The sequence below is a fragment of the Pseudomonas sp. LBUM1641 genome (genome assembly GCF_059716235.1).
Genome location: NZ_CP166815.1, coordinates 5,952,955 through 5,970,960, shown reverse-complemented (window position 1 = coordinate 5,970,960; position 18,006 = coordinate 5,952,955). Strand labels below are relative to the sequence as shown.

Sequence of the window (18,006 nt, the reverse complement as noted above, 5' to 3'; positions counted from 1 at the left end):
TTGGCTCGATGTTTACTGCGCGGCAGGGCATTCACTCGGTAACTTGTCGGCGGCCTGGCTGAGCAGTGCGGCAAACCGTTTGACGTTGTTTTGTTGAGCGATCACCAGGTCATCAATGGTTGGGCCGGATGGCGACTGCACCACCGTGCGACACGTTAGCGGCGTGCGTTCGTCTGTGCCCGTCTGGCGAAGTCGCCATTTGACGTCGAGCAGGGCGTACTGCCCGGGAATCGAGTCAAAGCGCTGTACTTCAATACGCACCGCCAGGTTTTTCCGGTTGCTGGCGAGTTGGTCCACCAGCGCGCTGCGCAGCTCATCCACCAGGCTGGCGGCCCACCATTGCGTCTCAAGAATCGCCACGCCGCTGTCGCCCTGGCGGATGACAATCTGCGGTCGGTCGACCTGCGGCGGTACCGTGATGCTTTCAATGCGGATCTCACCCCCCGCGGTCAGGGACGCATTGCTGCGATGCACCGGCGTCAGGGTGTGAAATTGAATCGGCTCGCTGCGGCACGCCGCAAGCAGCAGCAACCCGGTGAGCAGGGTGATCTTCAGCGGGAAGGCCATGGTGGTTGCTCCTGTGGTCATTTGCGCGGTGGCCCTTGCAGGTCCGATGGCGCAGCGTTGTCGGGGCGACCACGAATCAGGGATTCGGGATGGCGTGCCAGGTAATCCGAAAGCTCTCGCAGGGAGCGCGACATGCGGCTCAGTTCATCCAGCGTCTGGGTCAACTGCTCCCGTTGCGGCGAATCCTCGGCCAGGGTCGAACTGGCTGACTGCAAGGTTTTACTCACGTCGGCCAGAGTGTTCTGCACGCGCGGGAGTGTCTTGGCGTTGACCTGACCGAGGCTTTTGCGCAATTCGACCAGGCTACCGTCGAGGTTGCCGGCAATCCGCTCGATCGGCAGTTGGTTGATCTTGTTGACGATGCCTTCGAGTTTTTCCTGCAGTTGTTCCAGGTTGCCGGGGATGGTCGGAATACTGATGGGGCGCGCGTTCGGGTCGAACACGACTTTGTCGGCCTTGGGGAAGAAGTCCAGGGCGATGTACAACTGGCCGGTGAGCAGGTTGCCGCTGCGAGCCTGGGCCCGCAGGCCGTGTTCAATGAAGCTGCCCATCAGGCGCACGCCGCCGGCTTCATCGTTAGGGTCATGCTTCAGGACTGAGAGCATTTTGGTGTTGGCTTCGCCGAGGCGTTGCGGGTAAATCACGATGCCGACGTTCACCGGGAAGCTACGTTTTTTCTCGTCGAAATCCAGGTTGATCGACACCACTTTGCCAAACTCGATGCCCAGGAACTCCACTGGTGCACCTACCGTGAGCCCGCGCAAGGCTTGATCGAAACGCAGGTTCAGGTATTGCCCCTTGCCATTGGGCGGGGCCAGCGCGGTTTGCTGGTCGGCGAACAGTTCATAGGAGTGCTCCTCACCCGCCGGCTTGTCGTTGGGGCTATACGGCGGAGCCAGGAAAGCGATGCCGCCCACCAGCATCGAGGACAAGGATTCGGTTTTCAGCGCAAACCCGTTGGCACCAACACTCACGTCAATCCCGCTGGCGTTCCAGAACCGGGTGTTCTCGGTGACGTAGGCGTCATTTGGTGCATGCACGAACACGTCGATGTTCACGCCTTTGCCGTCGGCGTCCAAGGCATAGGCCACCACCTGGCCGACGGGGATTTTGCGGTAATAGACCGGGGAGCCGATGTCCAGCGAGCCCAAATCCTGGGTGTGCAAGGTGAAGCGCTTGCCAGGCTCGCCATAGGTGATGGGCGGCGGGTTTTCCAGGCCTGTGAAGCGGTTGGCGCGGGTATCGGACTGGCCGATGTCGGCGCCGATGTAATCCCCGGAGAGCAGCGTGTCGATGCCGGATACGCCGCCCGCGCCAATACGCGGGCGCACCACCCAGAATTGCGAGTCTTCCCGGGTGAAGCTTTCCGCCTGCTTGGACAGTTTGATCGTGGCGTTGACGTTTTTCTGGTCGTCGCTCAACTCCACGTCAGTCACCTGGCCGATCACCACATTGCGGTATTTGACGTCGGTCTTGTTGGCGGTCAGGCCGCTGCCGGTCTTAAAGGTAATGGTGATGCTCGGCCCTTGCTGAAGGATGCTGTGCACCACCAGCGAAATGCCCACCAGCACCGCGACAATCGGCACGATCCACACCAGCGAAACGCTGAAGCGCCGCGTCTTGATCGCGGGCTGGCCGGGGGGAAGCGGTTTGTCAGTGGTTTGCGACGCCATCCGGCATCTCCTCGTTGTGGGGGGTTTCCCAGATCAGGCGGGGATCGAAACTCATTGCCGAGAGCATGGTGAACACCACCACCAGGCCAAAGAACAGAATACCCAAACGTGGCTCGATGGTGCCCAGGGCCTGGAACCGCACCAGGGCCGCCACCAGTGCAACTACGATGACATCCAGCATCGACCAGTAGCCAATCACCTCGACGAAGCGAAACAGCTTCGAGCGCTGCTGGCGTGCCCACTGGTTATTGCGTTGCACGGTGACCAGCAGCAGGGTCAGCGCGACGAACTTGATGCCCGGCACCGCGATGCTGGCGATGAAAATGATCAGGGCAATGTCCCAGGCGCCGTGCTGCCAGAACTCCAGCACGCCACTCATGATGGTGCTGTCAGCGCCGGAGCCGAGCATCGAGGTGTTCATCACCGGCAGCAGGTTGGCGGGGACGTAAAACGCCAGTGCCGTCAGCATGTAGGCCCAGGTGCGGGTCAATGAGTGGACCTTGCGCCGGTGCAAGGGCGCATCACAGCGTTCGCACGCATCGGGGTTGGCGCGGGTGTCACAGGCCTGGCCGCAGCTGTGGCACAGGCACAGGTTCAGCTCGCTGGCGGTCGGTGGCCGGTTCATAAGGTGTCCCACAGGTCGCGAATATCACGCCCGGCAATGCGGATCAGCAACAGGCTGAGCGCCGCCAGGGCAAACAGGCCGGTGCCAGGCAATACATCCAGCATCCCGGCGAGCTTGAACACCGCCACCATCGCGCCCAGCAGGCAAACTTCCAGCATGCTCCAGGGCCGGAGGGCTTCGAGCCAGCGCATGCAGACTTTGAACGCCGGTGAGCGCCTGCCCTTCATCGCAAAGCCCAGCACCCACATCAGCAGCAGCAACTGGAAGACTGGCGCGATGATGATGGAGATCGCCGCCACCAGCGCGATAAAGGTAATCGGGCCCTGGGCCAGTGCGACCACGGAGTCCCATAAGGTGGCGCTGCTTTTCAGGCCTTGCAGGCTGATGCTCATTACCGGGTAGAAGTTGGCGAAAACCCACAGCATGGCGGCAGTCAGGGTCAGCGCCAGGCGTTGCTCCACCGACAGCCCGTTATAGCGCTGGAGCACGCCAGCGCATCGGGTGCAGAGGGTTTTTTGATGTTTGGCGAGCGCGACTTTTTCGTACACGCAATCGCAGTGTTCACAGATGATCAATGGGCTGAGGGTCGCCACGAGTCCCACTCCAAGCGCTATAGGTTGCGCGTTGTACGTCTGGCGCCAGAGTAGCTTAGCAGTTGGCTGGTTTGATACCCGTGCACTTGCGGGTGCTTTCGGATCGGGCGTCTCGTCGAACATACTGTGCCCAAGAGTGTGTCTTTGAATTTGCAGGAATAGCCATGAATATTCAGTCCCCCGCGCTGATCCGCGAAACCTTCCCGGTTGGCCCGTTGCAGTGTAACTGCACGATCATCGGCGACCCTGTCACCAAGAAAGCCATCGTGGTCGATCCGGGCGGCAATCACGAGTTGATCCTGGCGCGCCTGGATGCGCTGGGCCTGAAGGTCGTCAGCATTATTCACACCCACGCCCATCTGGATCACTTCCTGGCTTCCGGGCAATTGAAGGAAAAGACCGGCGCCACGTTGCACCTGCACAAGGAGGACCAGTTTCTGTGGGACAACCTGGAAATGCAGTGCCAGATGTTCCGCGTGCCGTACACACCCGTGCCGCCGCCGGATCGCTGGCTGGAGGATGAAGAGGAGCTGGCCTGCGGTTGTGGGGTCGCCTTGCACACACCTGGACACACACCGGGCTCAATGAGTTTCTGGTTCGCCGATGCGAAGTTGCTGATTGCCGGCGACACCCTGTTTCGGCGTGGCGTCGGGCGTACGGATTTGTGGGGCGGAGACCAGGCGACCATCGTGCGTTCGATCAAGCAACGGCTCTACACCCTGGATGAGACGGCGGTTGTGGTGGCGGGGCATGGTCCGGACACGCGCCTGGGAGATGAAATGCGTGAGAATCCGTTCGTGCGGGCGTGAAGGGAAACCGGGGTAGTTTTTCGGATACCAAATGGCGACTATCGGACGAAACTTATAGAAAAAATGACAATTACCGTTCAGCAAGTCTCTGCTAGGGTTTGACTGTGCACACCGGTGACCGGACATGGAATTTTTGCCGTTTGTCGTGTTCCAAGCTCGGCACAGGTCCATTGCCAATGTCCTCTGCATCACAGAATGCAAAAGTAGGAGCTTCCTTCATGTTCACTTCTCGTCGTCTGCTTGTTGTCGCTACCGCCGTAGCCTTGTTGTCCGGCTGCGCTTCACCTAATCCTTATGACGGCAGCCAGGGACAGGCGAGTAATGGTTCAGAGGGCGGCATCAGCAAAACCGCCAAATACGGTGGCCTGGGGGCCCTGGCCGGTGCGCTGGCAGGTGCCGCCATCGACCACAACAACCGCGGCAAAGGTGCACTGATCGGCGCTGCCGTCGCCGGCATCGGTGGTGCGGGTTACGGCTACTACGCCGACCAGCAGGAAAAGAAACTGCGCGCCAGCATGGCAAATACCGGGGTTGAAGTGCAGCGCCAGGGCGATCAGATCAAGCTGATCATGCCGGGTAACATCACCTTCGCCACCAACTCGGACGCGATCTCCAGCAGCTTCTACACGCCGCTGAACAACCTGGCGAACTCCCTCAAGCAGTTCAACCAGAACACCATCCAGATCGTTGGGTACACCGACAGCACCGGCAGCCGCCAGCTCAACATGGACCTGTCCCAGCGTCGTGCGCAGAGCGTGGCTAATTACCTGACGTCCCAAGGTGTCAGCCCGACCAACCTGAGTGCCCGCGGTGCCGGCCCGGATAACCCGATTGCCAGCAACGCCGACGTCAATGGCCGTGCCCAGAACCGTCGCGTGGAGGTTAACCTGGGTCCGATTCCTGGCCAGCAATACGGTCAGCCGGCCGGCCAGCAGCAACAGGCGCCGCAACAGAACAACCAGTTCCAAGGCAACCCGTACCAGCAGTACCAGTAACCGCCAGCCAATAAAAAGGGCGCCGTGCAATCAATGCACGGCGCCCTTTTTTGTGGTCGTTGATGACATCAGTCGATGTATTCGAACACCTTCACAATCTTCTGTACGCCCGACACACCTTGTACCAGGTTGGCAGAGCGGGTGGCTTCTGCCTGGGTCAGCAGGCCCATCATGTAGACGATGCCGTTATCAGTGACGATCTTGATCCGTGAGCCGGGGATCGCGCTGTCGGTCAGCATCTGGGTCTTGATCTTGGTGGTCAGCAGCGCATCGTTGCTGATTGCCAGCAGGGTGATCGGCTCCATCACCTGCAATTCATTGTGGACTTTCTTGACCCGTTGTACGGCGGAGGCGGCTTGTTCAGCCTGGGCCTTCAGGTCGGCACGCGGGGTTTGCCCGGTGAGCAGTACCACGCCGTTGAAGCTGACGACCACGATGCGCGACGCACCGTTGCCCAGGTCCGGAGCGGCCTTGGAAACGTTGACGGATACTTTGGTTTCGATCAGCGAGTCATCGATTTTGCTGCCGAAAGTACGGGTGCCTTTATCGTCCTGGATGGGCGTGTCGCGGCTTGCTTCGATTACCGAACTGCAGCCGCTGATGCCTAGGCACAGCGTGATTGCCAATAGGCTAAGGCGTTTAACGGTCATTCTTCACTCCCGAACAGTTGGCTGTCGATCAGATCGCACAGGCAGTGGATCGCCAGCAGATGGACTTCCTGAATACGTGCGGTGACATTGGCCGGGACGCGAATTTCCACGTCTTCGGGCAGCAGCAGCGAAGCCATGCCGCCGCCGTCGCGTCCGGTCAATGCTACGACAATCATTTCACGATCATGTGCGGCCTGGATCGCTTGAATAATGTTCGCCGAGTTACCGCTGGTGGAGATCGCCAGCAGTACGTCACCCGGCTGGCCAAGGGCGCGAATCTGTTTGGAGAAAATTTCGTTGTAGCTGTAGTCGTTGGCGATCGAGGTGATCGTCGAGGTGTCGGTGGTCAAGGCGATGGCCGGCAGGCTCGGGCGCTCGCGCTCGAAGCGGTTGAGCAGCTCGGAGGAGAAATGCTGGGCATCGCCGGCCGAACCGCCGTTGCCGCACGAAAGCATTTTGCCTTCGTTGAGCAAGGCGTTGACCATGACCTGACTGGCTTGCTCGATGTGCGGTGCAAGTACGTCCATCGCCTGTTGCTTGGTATCGATACTGGCCTGGAAAAGCTGGCGAATTCGGGATTGCATGTCCATCTGTGTGACCTTAAGTAGCGCGGCTGTTTGGCACAGGAATGTGCAGCCCGCAAAGCAAAGAGCAAAAGTGTGCGGTGTAGATGTCCGGCGAATCAGCTGTCAAAGGCATCTTGCAGCCAGTTCAGATCGGCTGTTCCCCGGGGAGTGCTTTCTATGGCAACCACATCGAAACGGCAGGGATGATCGGCCCAGCGACGCTCTTTGAGCAGGAAAAACTGCGCGGCGAGTATCAGCTTCTGGCGCTTGCGCCCGTCGATACTGGCGAGCGCACCACCCCATTGTGCGTGTTTTCTGTAGCGGACTTCGACAAATACTACTGTATCGCCGTCAAGCATGACCAGATCAAGCTCGCCGCGCTTGCATAACCAGTTCTGCGCCAGAAGGCGCAGACCTTGTTGCTGCAGGTACTCGAGGGCTTGAAGTTCGGCGTCCTTGCCGCTTTGTGCGCTTGACCGCTCAGGCATCAGCGCGGGGTATCAGGCAGGCGCTGGATCTCGCCACCGACGAACTTGGCCCATGGCATCTGGCGGTCAACGCGCTGGTTGGCGCTGACGCCCAGGTTACCCGACAGGCCATCAACACGAGTGTCCGGCAGTGCCTTGAGTTGCCCCAGGCGCGGCGCCAGGCGGTAGGCATCCACACCCATCGCGTACAGACGGCCGAGGCTGCCGCTGGCCTGTGGCCATTGGGCGGCGACCTGGTTGCGCAGCGGGTCGGTGGTGTTCAGGAGCCAAGGCGTCTCGCAGAACATCACGTTGGTCATGTCCAGGTACTGGTTCTTGTCGCCACTGGCGCTGAACACGTGGGACGTCGCATACACCGGCACGTCGCCAGCGTATTGGAAGTTCAGGGTCGGCTTGATCTGCTGGGCCAGTTGCGGCGTGACGGCCAGGAAGATGAACTCGATGTCCTGGCGGCGCGACGGCTGGGCGGATACATCCGAACCTACAGTGCTTTGCAGGCTCTTGGCGCGGCCTTCACTTTTGCGCAACTGGAACAGGTCGGCGATCTGCTGGGCCAGGGCTACCGGCTGGTCAACGTACTCGACGCCTACCACGGTGCCGCCATTGGCTTCCCAGTCCTGACGGAAGGCTTTGTAGACGCGTTCGCCCCATTCGCCTCTCGGCACCATGGCAGCGGCGCGGTGCAGGCCATCGGCGCGGGCGCGACGGGACACTTCACGGGCTTCGTCTTCAGCGGCCAGGCCGAACTGGAACAGTTGCGCCGGGTTCTGGTCGGCTTCGCTGTAGTTCAGGGCGAGGGTGGTGATTGGCAATTGCGGGCGAGCGCTGAGTTGCTTGACCAGCGGTTTCTCCAGCGGGCCGACCACCAGTTGCACGCCGGCAGCTTGTGCCTTGGCGTAGAAGTCATCGATGGAGGTCAGGCGCGAACTGTCGTAGAACTCGATCACCGGCGGCTTCTGCCCGGCTTGTTCAGCCTGGTAGTGCGCGGCCATGAAACCTTCGCGCAGCGCCTTGGCAACGCCGGCCAGCGGGCCTTCCTGTGGCAGCAACAGGGCGATCTTGTTCAACGGCTGGCTGGCCAGTTCCTTGAGCTTGGTCAGCGGCTGTGGCAATTGCGAGGCCGCCGGGTGGCCCGGGTTCTGGGCGCGCCAGGTGTCGATGGCCGTTTGCTGTTGTTCCAGGGTGCCGGCGCTCTTGACCGCCTGGGCCAGACTGATCCAGCCGTCCAGCGTCGGGTTGCCGCTGGCTTGCAACTGATCGGCAGGCAAGGCTGCAATCAATACCCAGATGGCTTCGTGGTTGCTGTTGTAGGCGTCGCCCGTCAGCAGTGGAGCCATGGCGACACGCTCGCGAGCGGCGGCCAGGGTCTGGCCGTCGGCTTCATAAGCACGAGCATGCACGGTACCGGTACGGATCTGCTGTTCAGGCGGCAGTTCCTTCAGGTTTTGCAGGCTTGGGTGGTTCAACGCCGTCAATGCGGCCTTGGGCTGGTTGCGGGCCATCGCCAGTTCAGCCGACAGGGTGCTGGCAAATACCTGCGCCGCCGGTTTCAGGACGTCCAGTGGCACTTGGGCAAGAATCTGCGCCGAGCGTCCCGGGTTGTTTTGGTGGAACGCCAGGTCAGCCGCACTCAAGCGCAACAGCGCGGCTTTTTCCGGAGTCTTGGCCGAAGTCGCCTGTTCGAGCAGTTGCTCGATGCTGGCATCCGGGGTCCGGGGGAGGTCGCCAAGGCTGGACGAGGGCGAGCTGGCGCAAGCCGCCAACAGGGCAGCGAGGCAGAGGGCAGAGAACAGCCGCAGGCAAGCGATCATGTAAGTGTTCCTGATACCGATCAAATTAGCGTGGAATTGTACCCAAGCACTGGCCGGGGCGCGATGTTACTGGCGTGAAACCGTCTATTTAGGTCGTGTAAATGTTGCAAGAGCCTACAGATGGCTGAAATGTAGCTTGCCCCGAGGGCATATATTCAAGGCGTCTACGCGCTACAATGTGGCTTTTGCCAATCATAGAGGTGTGCGCTTTGACTGCTCCAGGTCCTTTGAATTCCACTGCTGGCTCGCTTTTTGTCGTGGCGACGCCCATTGGCAACCTGGACGACATCAGTGCGCGCGCACTGAAAGTGCTGCGTGACGTTAAGCTGATCGCCGCCGAAGACACTCGGCACTCCCAGCGGTTGATGCAGCATTTTGGCATTCCAACACCCTTGGCCGCGTGCCATGAACATAACGAGCGTGAAGAAGGCAGTCGTTTTATCACGCGGTTGTTGGCGGGCGATGATGTGGCATTGATCTCCGATGCGGGGACACCGCTGATTTCCGACCCTGGCTACCATCTGGTTCGCCAGGCGCGGGCCGCTGGTATCAATGTAGTGCCTGTTCCGGGAGCGTGCGCGCTGATTGCTGCATTGTCTGCAGCCGGCTTGCCGTCGGACCGGTTTATCTTTGAAGGCTTCCTGCCGGCCAAGGCTGTTGGTCGTCGGGCGCGTCTGGAACTGGTGAAAGAAGAGCCGCGCACGCTGATCTTCTACGAAGCCCCGCACCGCATCCTTGAATGCCTGCAGGATATGGAGCTGGTATTCGGCGGCGATCGCCTGGCCTTGCTGGCGCGGGAAATCACCAAGACCTTCGAAACCCTCAAGGGGCTGCCGCTGGAAGCGCTGCGTGCGTTTGTTGAGGGCGACAGCAATCAGCAGCGCGGCGAGTGCGTGGTACTGGTAGCGGGCTGGTCGGCGCCGGAAAGTGAAGATGCGGTCGGCAGTGAGGCAATGCGCATTCTGGATCTGCTGCTCAAAGAGATGCCATTGAAGCGCGCGGCGGCCCTGGCTGCGGAAATTACCGGTGTGCGCAAGAACGTGTTGTATCAAGTCGCGCTTGATAAACAAAAGGGCGAATAGTTCCGGGCTCCAGCCTGCACTCCGTCTGAACATGATGGCATTAGTGTCTTTTAATACTTGTTCTAACGCCGCCGTGCCGTTAACCTGCGCGGCGGAGAGTCGATTGGACAGTCGCTGCCTTCTATGAAAATTAGAGGGGGGAGGAAAGTCCGGGCTCCATAGGGCGAAGTGCCAGGTAATGCCTGGGAGGCGTGAGCCTACGGAAAGTGCCACAGAAAATAACCGCCTAAGTACTTCGGTACCGGTAAGGGTGAAAAGGTGCGGTAAGAGCGCACCGCACGACTGGCAACAGTTCGTGGCTAGGTAAACCCCACTTGGAGCAAGACCAAATAGGGTCCCAAGGCGTGGCCCGCGCTGGGACCGGGTAGGTTGCTAAAGATGTCCAGTGATGGCCATCGTAGACGAATGACTGTTCAAGACAGAACCCGGCTTATAGATCGACTCTCCACCTTTTTCCCTCCTGTCCGAATCTCGGGCAGGAGCCTGGTAGTAACGCGAGAATCCCTCCCTGCTGAATCATCAGCAGATGCGTCTTCGTAATACCGAAAAAATCTTACTCTTAATAAATTACTTTAACTTTAAGCCCTAGCTCTTTGAGCTATTTGGCGTTGTTGAGTCAAAATTGCCGTCAAACTCTCGTTTCTCCTCCTTTTACCTTCCTAAATCTCCGTTCTGTAAGGCTTTTCCTTGAATCCGCGCCTTGACGGTGTGGTGGGCGCATTCCTATAGTGTGCGCAAGTGGCGGAAAGTGGCACAAAGTGGGTTTTTTGAACGTAAAACGCTAAAATTTGGAGAAACGCATCTGTGTTTCGCGGAGCTAACGCTATCAGTCTCGATGCAAAAGGCCGTCTCGCCATGCCGAGCCGGTATCGTGACGAGCTCATTTCGCGAAGTTCCGGACAGTTAATCATCACCATTGATGCCGTTGACCCTTGTTTATGTGTTTACCCGCTCGATGAGTGGGAGCTGATTGAAACCAAGTTGCGTGCGCTGCCTTCACTGCGTGAAGAGAACCGTCGCCTGCAACGTTTGCTGATTGGTAATGCCGTCGATCTCGAACTCGATGGCAGTGGTCGTTTCCTGGTTCCACCGCGTCTGCGCGAATACGCCAAGTTGGACAAGCGCGCGATGCTGGTAGGCCAACTGAACAAGTTCCAATTGTGGGACGAAGATGCCTGGGATGCTGTTTCTGCAGCTGACCTGGCTGCTATTCAACAACCGGGCGCCATGCCTGATGAACTGCGTGATTTGATCCTGTGACTATTGATAGCGGCTTTAACCACATCACCGTACTGCTTGACGAAGCCGTTGAGGCTCTCGCCGTACGCGCGGATGGCTGCTATTTGGATGGCACCTTCGGCAGGGGCGGGCACAGTCGGCTGATTCTCAGCCAGCTTGGTCCGGACGGTAAGCTCCTCGGGTTCGACAAAGACCCTCAAGCGATTGCCACCGGGCAAGCGCTAGCGGCCGAAGACGGCCGCTTTGTCGTTGTGCAGCGTAGCTTTGCCGAGCTCGGCGCAGAAGTGGCCGAACGTGGCATGGCGGGCAAGGTGGCCGGGGTTCTGCTGGACCTGGGCGTGTCTTCGCCACAGCTGGACGACCCTGAGCGGGGCTTCAGTTTCATGAACGACGGCCCGCTGGACATGCGCATGGACCCAAGCCGTGGCGTCAGCGCCGCGCAGTTCATCGCCACCGCACCCCACGAAGAAATCACCCGTGTATTCAAGGAATACGGCGAAGAGCGCTTCGCTGGCCGCATGGCGCGTGCCGTGGTCGAGCGCCGGGAAATCCAGCCGTTCGAGCGTACCGCTGACCTGGCTGAAGTGCTGAAAGTCGCCAACCCTGCATGGGAAAAGGGCAAGAACCCGGCTACCCGTGCGTTCCAGGGCCTGCGCATTCACGTCAACAACGAATTGGGCGATCTGGAAGCCGGCCTTGAAGCCGCTCTGGAAGCGCTGGAAGTGGGCGGTCGCCTGGTGGTGATCAGCTTCCACTCCCTGGAAGACCGCATCGTCAAATTGTTCATGCGTCGTCTGGTCAAGGGCGAATCCGACAACCTGCCGCGCAACCTGCCGGTACGTTACGAAGCCTTTGTGCCGAAAATCAAAATCCATGGCAAAGCGCAGTTCGCTTCCGAAGCCGAACTCAAGGCCAACCCACGTGCCCGTAGCGCTGTCATGCGCGTTGCGGAGAAGTTGCGGTGAGCAAGCTTTTCGCCAAGCCCCTCCCGGGCGGCAGCTTCTTTATGTTGCTGTTGTTTGTTGGCGTGCTGGTGTCCGCGATTGCGGTGTCCTACAGCGCCCACTACAACCGTCAACTGCTCAATACCCTGTACGGGGAACTGAGTGTGCGCGACAAAGCGCAGGCAGAGTGGGGCCGGTTGATCCTGGAGCAAAGTACCTGGACAGCCCACAGCCGCATCGAAGTGCTGGCGACTGAACAGCTCAAGATGCACATCCCTGGCGCTGCAGAAGTTCGCATGGTGGCGCCATGATGAAACTTGAGGGCGCACTCTACCCATGGCGTTTCCGTTTGGTGCTGGGGTTGCTGGCACTGATGGTGGGCGCGATTGCCTGGCGGATTATCGACCTGCAAGTGGTGGACCGTGACTTCCTGATCGGCCAGGGCGATGCCCGTAGCCTGCGGCATATCCCGATTCCTGCGCACCGCGGCCTGATCACCGACCGTAATGGCGAGCCTCTGGCCGTCAGTACTCCGGTGACCACCCTGTGGGCCAACGCCAAGGAAATGCAGACCGCCAAGGACAAGTGGCCGGAACTCGCTGCCGCCTTGGGCCAGGACCCGAAAGCCCTGAGCGAACGCCTCGAAGCCCAGGCCAATAAAGAATTCATCTACCTGGTTCGCGGGCTTACCCCTGAACAAGGCCAGCAAGTACTCGACCTTAAAGTCCCCGGTGTCTACGGCATCGAGGAATTTCGGCGTTTCTACCCGGCCGGCGAAACCACTGCCCATATGGTGGGTTTCACCGACATTGATGATCACGGTCGCGAAGGCGTGGAACTCGCCTACGACGAATGGCTGGCCGGGGTTCCCGGCAAACGGCAGGTCATCAAGGATCGGCGCGGCAGACTGATCAAGGATGTCCAGGTCACCAAAAACGCCAAGGCCGGTAAGCCCTTGGCGTTGTCGATTGACCTGCGCCTGCAATACCTGGCCAACCGCGAGCTGCGTAACGCGATCATCGAGAACGGTGCGAAAGCCGGCAGCCTGGTGATCATGGACGTGAAGACCGGCGAGATTCTCGCCATGGTCAACCAGCCGACCTACAACCCGAATAACCGTCGCAACCTGCAGCCGGCGATGATGCGCAACCGCGCCATGATCGACGTGTTCGAGCCAGGTTCGACCATGAAAGCCATCTCCATGAGTGCCGCCCTGGAAACCGGGCGCTGGAAACCCTCCGACAAGGTCGAGGTCTACCCGGGCACCCTGCAGTTGGGCAAATACACCATTCGTGACGTGTCCCGTAGCGAAGGCCCGGTGTTGGATTTGACAGGCATCCTGATCAACTCCAGTAACGTGGGCATGAGTAAAGTCGCCTTCGATATCGGCGGCGAAGCCATCTACCACCTCGCGCAAAAAGTCGGCCTGGGGCAACCCACTGGCCTGGACTTCCCGGGCGAGCGTGTAGGCAACCTGCCGAACTACCGCGACTGGAAAAAGGCCGAGACCGCAACGCTTTCCTACGGTTATGGCCTGTCGGTCACCGCGATCCAGCTGGCCCACGCTTTCTCGGTGCTGGCCAACAATGGCCGCATGGTGCCGCTGAGCTTGATTCACCTCGACGAGGCACCGCCGGCGACCCAGGTCATCCCGGAAAACGTCGCCAAGACCATACAAGGCATGCTGCAACAAGTGATCGAAGCACCGCGCGGCGTATTCCGTGCCCAGGTGCCGGCGTATCACGTGGCAGGCAAGTCCGGTACTGCGCGTAAAACCGCAGTGGGCACCAAGGGCTACGCCGAGAACTCCTACCGCTCGCTGTTCGCAGGCTTCGGCCCGATGAGCGATCCGCGTTACGCCATCGTTGTGGTGATCGATGAACCGAGCAAAGCCGGTTACTTCGGTGGCCTGGTCTCGGCGCCGGTGTTCAGCAAAGTGATGTCCGGGACGTTGCGCCTGATGAACATCACGCCGGACAACCTGCCGGCTACCCAACAAGCGAACGCCGGACCGCCGGTCGCTGCTGTAAAAGCCAATGGAGGGCGCGGCTGATGTCTCTTAGCCTGAACAAGATTTTTGCCCACGCTGGCCGCGATCTGCTGATTCGCGAGTTGACGCTGGACAGCCGTAACGTGCGCGCCGGTGACCTGTTCCTGGCTGTACCGGGCGGCAAGTTCGATGGCCGTGACCATATTGCCGACGCGCTGAAACGCGGTGCGGCAGCGGTGGCCTATGAAGTGGAAGGCGCCACTGTGCTGCCGATCACCGACGTGCCATTGATTCCGGTCAAGGGCCTGGCGGCGCAGCTGTCGGACATCGCCGGGCGCTTTTATGGCGACCCGAGCCGTACCCTGAACCTGGTGGGCGTGACCGGCACCAACGGCAAGACCAGCGTGACCCAATTGGTTGCCCAGGCGCTTGACCTGCTGGGCCAGCATTGCGGCATCGTCGGTACCCTGGGCACCGGTTTCTACGGCGCGCTGCAAAGCGGCCTGCACACCACGCCTAACCCGATTGCCGTACAGGCGACCCTGGCCGACCTGAAAAAGGCCGGTGCCAAGGCGGTTGCCATGGAAGTCTCGTCCCACGGTCTGGACCAGGGCCGCGTGACTGCCCTGGCGTTCGACGTGGCGGTGATGACCAACCTGTCCCGCGATCACCTGGATTATCACGGCACCATGGAGGCATACGCCGCCACCAAGGCCCGTCTGTTTGCCTGGAATGACCTGAAGTGCCGAGTGGTCAACCTGGACGACGAATTCGGTCGCCAGCTGGCCGCCGCCAAAGGTGACGGTCGCTTGATCAGCTACAGCCTGGAAGATTCCAGCGCCTACCTGTATTGCCGTGAAGCCACCTTTGATGACGAAGGCGTGCGCGCCACCCTGGTGACGCCGCAGGGCGAGCACCATTTGCGCAGCACCTTGCTCGGGCGTTTCAACCTGAGCAACGTATTGGCCGCCGTCGGCGCCTTGCTCGGCCTGGATTACGCCCTCGACGAAATCCTGCGAGTGCTGCCGAAGCTGGAAGGCCCGGCCGGTCGCATGCAGCGTCTTGGCGGCGGTACCCAGCCGCTGGTAGTGGTCGATTACGCCCACACCCCTGACGCCCTGGAAAAAATCCTGCAAGCCCTGCGTCCCCACGCCAAGGGCAAGTTGCTGTGCCTGTTCGGCTGTGGCGGTGACCGCGATCGCGGCAAGCGCCCGCTGATGGCTGAAATCGTCGAGCGCCTGGCTGATGGTGTTCTGGTTACGGACGACAACCCGCGCAGCGAAGACCCACGCCAGATTTTCGATGACATTCGTGTCGGCTTTAAAGATGCGTCCAAAGCTACCTTCGTTGCCGGTCGCGGTGCAGCCATCGCCCAATTGATCGCCAGCGCGAGTGCTGACGACGTGGTGGTGCTGGCCGGTAAAGGCCACGAGGACTATCAGGAAATCAACGGCGAACGTCACGCTTTCTCCGATCTGGTCGAGGCCGATCATGCCTTGACCGCGTGGGAGGTGGCCCATGCTTAAGGCGCTCACATTCAGCGAGCTGACCCAGGCCTTGTCGGCCCGCATGCTGTCGGTTGATTGCAGCTTTGATGGCGTCAGCATCGACAGCCGGACGATCAAGCCCGGGCAACTGTTTGTCGCCTTGGCCGGCCCAAGTTTTGATGGCCACGACTACCTGAATGACGTCGCTGCCAAAGGCGCTGTCGGCGCTCTGGTGCAGCGCGAAGTTGCCGACTCGACACTGCCGCAATTGCTGGTAGCTGACACCCGCCTGGCCCTCGGCCAACTGGGTGCGCTGAACCGTGCCGCTTTCACCAATCCTGTTGCGGCAATCACCGGCTCCAGCGGCAAAACCACGGTCAAGGAATTGCTGGCCGGTATCCTGCGCACGCGCGGGCCGGTCCTGGCGACTCGCGGTAACCTGAACAATGATTTCGGCGCTCCGCTGACCCTGCTCGAACTGGCCCCGGAACACACGGCGGCGGTGATCGAACTGGGTGCTTCGCGCATCGGCGAAATCGCCTACACCGTGGCCATGACCAAGCCTCACGTCGCGGTGATCAGCAACGCCGGCACCGCCCACGTCGGCGAGTTTGGCGGCCCTGAAAAGATCGTTGAAGCCAAGGGCGAAATCATCGAAGGCCTCGACGCGTCCGGCACCGCCGTGCTGAACCTCGACGACAAAGCCTTCGAAACCTGGCGTGTACGTGCCGCCGGTCGCAAGGTCTTGAGCTTCGCGGTGCACAACGCCGCTGCCGATTTCCATGCCTCGACTATCAAAGCCGACGCTCGTGGCTGCCCGTCTTTCACCCTGCATACCCCGCAAGGTGACGAGCACGTACAGCTGAACCTGCTGGGCAACCATAACGTCGCGAACGCCCTGGCCGCCGCTGCTGCTGCCCATGTGCTGGGCGTGGCGTTGTTTGGCATCGCCACCGGCCTTGGCGCAGTGCAACCGGTCAAGGGTCGCACCGTCGCGCAACTGGCCAGCAACGGCATGCGCGTGATTGATGACACCTACAACGCCAACCAGTCCTCGATCTGTGCCGCCATCGACCTGCTGACCAGTTTCGACGGTCGCAAGGTGCTGGTACTGGGGGACATCGCCGAACTGGGCGAGTGGGCCGAACAGTCTCACCGTGAAGTCGGCGCGTATGCCGCCGGCAAGGCCGACGCCCTGTACGCCGTTGGACCGAACATGCTTCACGCCGTGGACACCTTCGGGCCGGGCGCCAGGCATTTCGCCAGCCAGGCCGAACTGATCCAGGGACTGAGTGCGGCTGAACAAGACAAACACACCACTATTTTGATCAAGGGATCGCGCAGCGCGGTGATGGAAAACGTCGTCGCGGCCTTGTGTGCCTCAAGTACGGAGAAACATTAATGCTGCTGCTGCTGGCTGAGTATCTGCAACAGTTCCACAAAGGCTTCGCGGTCTTTCAGTACCTGACCCTGCGCGGGATTCTGGGTGTGCTGACCGCGCTGTCGTTGTCGCTGTTCCTCGGGCCATGGATGATCCGTACCCTGCAAAACCTGCAGATTGGCCAGTCCGTGCGCAACGACGGCCCGCAGTCGCACCTGTCCAAGTCCGGCACCCCGACCATGGGCGGCGCGTTGATCCTGTCGTCCATCGGCATCAGTACGCTGCTGTGGGCTGACCTGCATAACCGCTACGTCTGGACCGTGCTGCTGGTGACCTTGCTGTTCGGCGCCATCGGCTGGGTGGATGACTACCGCAAGGTGATCGAGAAGAACTCCAAGGGGCTGCCAAGCCGCTGGAAGTATTTCTGGCAGTCGGTGTTCGGCCTGGCGGCGGCAATCTTCCTCTATACGACTGCGCCAAGCGCGGTCGAGACCACCCTGATCATCCCGATGCTCAAGGACGCCAGCATCCCGCTGGGTGTTGGCTTCGTGGTACTGACTTACTTCGTGATCGTCGGCTCCAGCAACGCGGTCAACCTGACTGACGGCCTCGACGGCTTGGCGATCATGCCGACGGTGATGGTGGGCGGCGCGCTCGGCATCTTCTGCTACCTGTCGGGTAACGTGAAATTCGCTGAATACCTGCTGATCCCGTATGTACCGGGCGCGGGCGAACTGATTGTGTTCTGCGGCGCGTTGATCGGTGCGGGCCTTGGGTTCCTGTGGTTCAACACCTACCCGGCACAAGTCTTCATGGGCGACGTCGGCGCACTGGCGCTGGGCGCGGCCCTGGGCACCATTGCGGTGATCGTCCGCCAGGAAATCGTCCTGTTCATCATGGGCGGTGTGTTCGTGATGGAAACCCTGTCGGTGGTGATCCAGGTTGCCTCCTTCAAATTGACCGGGCGCCGCGTGTTCCGCATGGCGCCGATTCACCACCACTTTGAACTCAAGGGCTGGCCTGAGCCGCGGGTGATTGTCCGTTTCTGGATTATCACCGTGATTCTGGTTCTGTTCGGCCTTGCCACCCTGAAACTGAGGTAGAAA

18 protein-coding genes and 1 other RNA gene are annotated in these 18,006 nt (G+C 60.5%); 11 read left to right on the top strand and 8 right to left on the bottom strand.

Going from position 1 to position 18,006, the window contains the following annotated elements:
* Window positions 1-12: 12 nt before the first annotated feature.
* From ACA046_RS27440 to ACA046_RS27425, 4 genes are read right to left on the bottom strand one after another with little or no spacing between them, the layout of a single operon-like run.
* On the bottom strand, window positions 13-567 hold the full coding sequence (locus ACA046_RS27440) for a PqiC family protein (protein WP_459023742.1): 555 nt from the start codon (window positions 565-567) through the stop codon (window positions 13-15).
* 17 nt (window positions 568-584) lie between these two features.
* A complete protein-coding gene (locus tag ACA046_RS27435) occupies window positions 585-2,240 on the bottom strand; it encodes a PqiB family protein (protein WP_497675343.1) in 1,656 nt (551 codons plus the stop codon).
* A complete protein-coding gene (locus tag ACA046_RS27430; protein ID WP_497675342.1) occupies window positions 2,221-2,865 on the bottom strand; it encodes a paraquat-inducible protein A in 645 nt (214 codons plus the stop codon). The genes ACA046_RS27435 and ACA046_RS27430 overlap by 20 nt, the downstream gene beginning before the upstream one ends.
* Window positions 2,862-3,458: a paraquat-inducible protein A gene (locus ACA046_RS27425; protein WP_459023736.1), complete on the bottom strand. Its 597-nt coding sequence runs from the start codon at window positions 3,456-3,458 to the stop codon at window positions 2,862-2,864. The genes ACA046_RS27430 and ACA046_RS27425 overlap by 4 nt, the downstream gene beginning before the upstream one ends.
* Window positions 3,459-3,622: 164 nt before the next feature.
* On the opposite strand from ACA046_RS27425, the gene ACA046_RS27420 reads away from it, so the two are divergent.
* Entirely contained in the window at window positions 3,623-4,267 is a 645-nt protein-coding gene (locus ACA046_RS27420) for an MBL fold metallo-hydrolase (protein WP_076014396.1), read from the top strand.
* 218 nt (window positions 4,268-4,485) lie between these two features.
* Entirely contained in the window at window positions 4,486-5,262 is a 777-nt protein-coding gene (locus tag ACA046_RS27415) for a YiaD family glycine zipper/OmpA-like lipoprotein (protein WP_497675341.1), read from the top strand.
* Window positions 5,263-5,330: 68 nt separating this feature from the next.
* Here ACA046_RS27415 and ACA046_RS27410 read toward each other — a convergent pair whose 3' ends face one another.
* From ACA046_RS27410 to ACA046_RS27395, 4 genes are all read right to left on the bottom strand, one after another.
* On the bottom strand, window positions 5,331-5,912 hold the full coding sequence (locus ACA046_RS27410) for a BON domain-containing protein (RefSeq protein WP_076014394.1): 582 nt from the start codon (window positions 5,910-5,912) through the stop codon (window positions 5,331-5,333).
* The gene (locus ACA046_RS27405; protein ID WP_003216190.1) at window positions 5,909-6,502 is read right to left on the bottom strand and encodes a phosphoheptose isomerase; all 594 of its coding nucleotides are present in this window, start codon (window positions 6,500-6,502) and stop codon (window positions 5,909-5,911) included. The genes ACA046_RS27410 and ACA046_RS27405 overlap by 4 nt, the downstream gene beginning before the upstream one ends.
* Before the next feature lie 92 nt (window positions 6,503-6,594).
* Entirely contained in the window at window positions 6,595-6,966 is a 372-nt protein-coding gene (locus ACA046_RS27400) for a YraN family protein (protein ID WP_076014393.1), read from the bottom strand.
* The gene (locus ACA046_RS27395) at window positions 6,966-8,777 is read right to left on the bottom strand and encodes a penicillin-binding protein activator (RefSeq protein WP_497675340.1); all 1,812 of its coding nucleotides are present in this window, start codon (window positions 8,775-8,777) and stop codon (window positions 6,966-6,968) included. The genes ACA046_RS27400 and ACA046_RS27395 overlap by 1 nt, the downstream gene beginning before the upstream one ends.
* A 176-nt stretch (window positions 8,778-8,953) precedes the next feature.
* On the opposite strand from ACA046_RS27395, the gene rsmI reads away from it, so the two are divergent.
* From rsmI to mraY, 9 genes are all read left to right on the top strand, one after another.
* Window positions 8,954-9,859 (top strand): 16S rRNA (cytidine(1402)-2'-O)-methyltransferase, encoded by a 906-nt coding sequence (gene rsmI / locus ACA046_RS27390; RefSeq protein ID WP_459023728.1) that lies wholly within the window; start codon window positions 8,954-8,956, stop codon window positions 9,857-9,859.
* A gap of 95 nt (window positions 9,860-9,954) precedes the next feature.
* Window positions 9,955-10,308: RNase P RNA component class A (rnpB, locus tag ACA046_RS27385), an RNA gene on the top strand.
* A 355-nt stretch (window positions 10,309-10,663) separates the two neighbouring features.
* Complete coding sequence (mraZ, locus tag ACA046_RS27380) at window positions 10,664-11,119, top strand: division/cell wall cluster transcriptional repressor MraZ (RefSeq protein WP_003171868.1); 456 nt, start codon at window positions 10,664-10,666, stop codon at window positions 11,117-11,119.
* A complete protein-coding gene (gene rsmH / locus ACA046_RS27375; protein WP_167662882.1) occupies window positions 11,116-12,063 on the top strand; it encodes a 16S rRNA (cytosine(1402)-N(4))-methyltransferase RsmH in 948 nt (315 codons plus the stop codon). The genes mraZ and rsmH overlap by 4 nt, the downstream gene beginning before the upstream one ends.
* Entirely contained in the window at window positions 12,060-12,353 is a 294-nt protein-coding gene (ftsL, locus tag ACA046_RS27370) for a cell division protein FtsL (protein WP_003216203.1), read from the top strand. Before rsmH ends, ftsL begins: the two co-directional genes overlap by 4 nt.
* Entirely contained in the window at window positions 12,353-14,095 is a 1,743-nt protein-coding gene (locus ACA046_RS27365) for a peptidoglycan D,D-transpeptidase FtsI family protein (RefSeq protein ID WP_459029425.1), read from the top strand. Before ftsL ends, ACA046_RS27365 begins: the two co-directional genes overlap by 1 nt.
* Complete coding sequence (locus ACA046_RS27360) at window positions 14,095-15,558, top strand: UDP-N-acetylmuramoyl-L-alanyl-D-glutamate--2,6-diaminopimelate ligase (RefSeq protein WP_258347888.1); 1,464 nt, start codon at window positions 14,095-14,097, stop codon at window positions 15,556-15,558. The genes ACA046_RS27365 and ACA046_RS27360 overlap by 1 nt, the downstream gene beginning before the upstream one ends.
* Window positions 15,551-16,921 (top strand): UDP-N-acetylmuramoyl-tripeptide--D-alanyl-D-alanine ligase, encoded by a 1,371-nt coding sequence (locus ACA046_RS27355; protein ID WP_497675339.1) that lies wholly within the window; start codon window positions 15,551-15,553, stop codon window positions 16,919-16,921. Before ACA046_RS27360 ends, ACA046_RS27355 begins: the two co-directional genes overlap by 8 nt.
* Entirely contained in the window at window positions 16,921-18,003 is a 1,083-nt protein-coding gene (gene mraY / locus ACA046_RS27350; RefSeq protein WP_017477688.1) for a phospho-N-acetylmuramoyl-pentapeptide-transferase, read from the top strand. The genes ACA046_RS27355 and mraY overlap by 1 nt, the downstream gene beginning before the upstream one ends.
* Window positions 18,004-18,006 lie beyond the last annotated feature (3 nt).

Excerpts from the sequence above, each read along its gene's own strand:
- ACA046_RS27365 (WP_459029425.1), top strand. The coding sequence starts at position 12,353 with ATGAAACTTGAGGGCGCACTCTACCCATGGCGTTTCCGTTTGGTGCTG.
- ACA046_RS27430 (WP_497675342.1), bottom strand. The coding sequence starts at position 2,865 with ATGAACCGGCCACCGACCGCCAGCGAGCTGAACCTGTGCCTGTGCCAC.
- ACA046_RS27415 (WP_497675341.1), top strand. The coding sequence starts at position 4,486 with ATGTTCACTTCTCGTCGTCTGCTTGTTGTCGCTACCGCCGTAGCCTTG.
- ACA046_RS27440 (WP_459023742.1), bottom strand. The coding sequence starts at position 567 with ATGGCCTTCCCGCTGAAGATCACCCTGCTCACCGGGTTGCTGCTGCTT.
- ACA046_RS27410 (WP_076014394.1), bottom strand. The coding sequence starts at position 5,912 with ATGACCGTTAAACGCCTTAGCCTATTGGCAATCACGCTGTGCCTAGGC.
- ACA046_RS27435 (WP_497675343.1), bottom strand. The coding sequence starts at position 2,240 with ATGGCGTCGCAAACCACTGACAAACCGCTTCCCCCCGGCCAGCCCGCG.
- rsmI (WP_459023728.1), top strand. The coding sequence starts at position 8,954 with ATGTGGCTTTTGCCAATCATAGAGGTGTGCGCTTTGACTGCTCCAGGT.
- ACA046_RS27360 (WP_258347888.1), top strand. The coding sequence starts at position 14,095 with ATGTCTCTTAGCCTGAACAAGATTTTTGCCCACGCTGGCCGCGATCTG.
- ACA046_RS27395 (WP_497675340.1), bottom strand. The coding sequence starts at position 8,777 with ATGATCGCTTGCCTGCGGCTGTTCTCTGCCCTCTGCCTCGCTGCCCTG.
- mraY (WP_017477688.1), top strand. The coding sequence starts at position 16,921 with ATGCTGCTGCTGCTGGCTGAGTATCTGCAACAGTTCCACAAAGGCTTC.
- ACA046_RS27355 (WP_497675339.1), top strand. The coding sequence starts at position 15,551 with ATGCTTAAGGCGCTCACATTCAGCGAGCTGACCCAGGCCTTGTCGGCC.
- ACA046_RS27420 (WP_076014396.1), top strand. The coding sequence starts at position 3,623 with ATGAATATTCAGTCCCCCGCGCTGATCCGCGAAACCTTCCCGGTTGGC.
- ACA046_RS27405 (WP_003216190.1), bottom strand. The coding sequence starts at position 6,502 with ATGGACATGCAATCCCGAATTCGCCAGCTTTTCCAGGCCAGTATCGAT.
- ACA046_RS27400 (WP_076014393.1), bottom strand. The coding sequence starts at position 6,966 with ATGCCTGAGCGGTCAAGCGCACAAAGCGGCAAGGACGCCGAACTTCAA.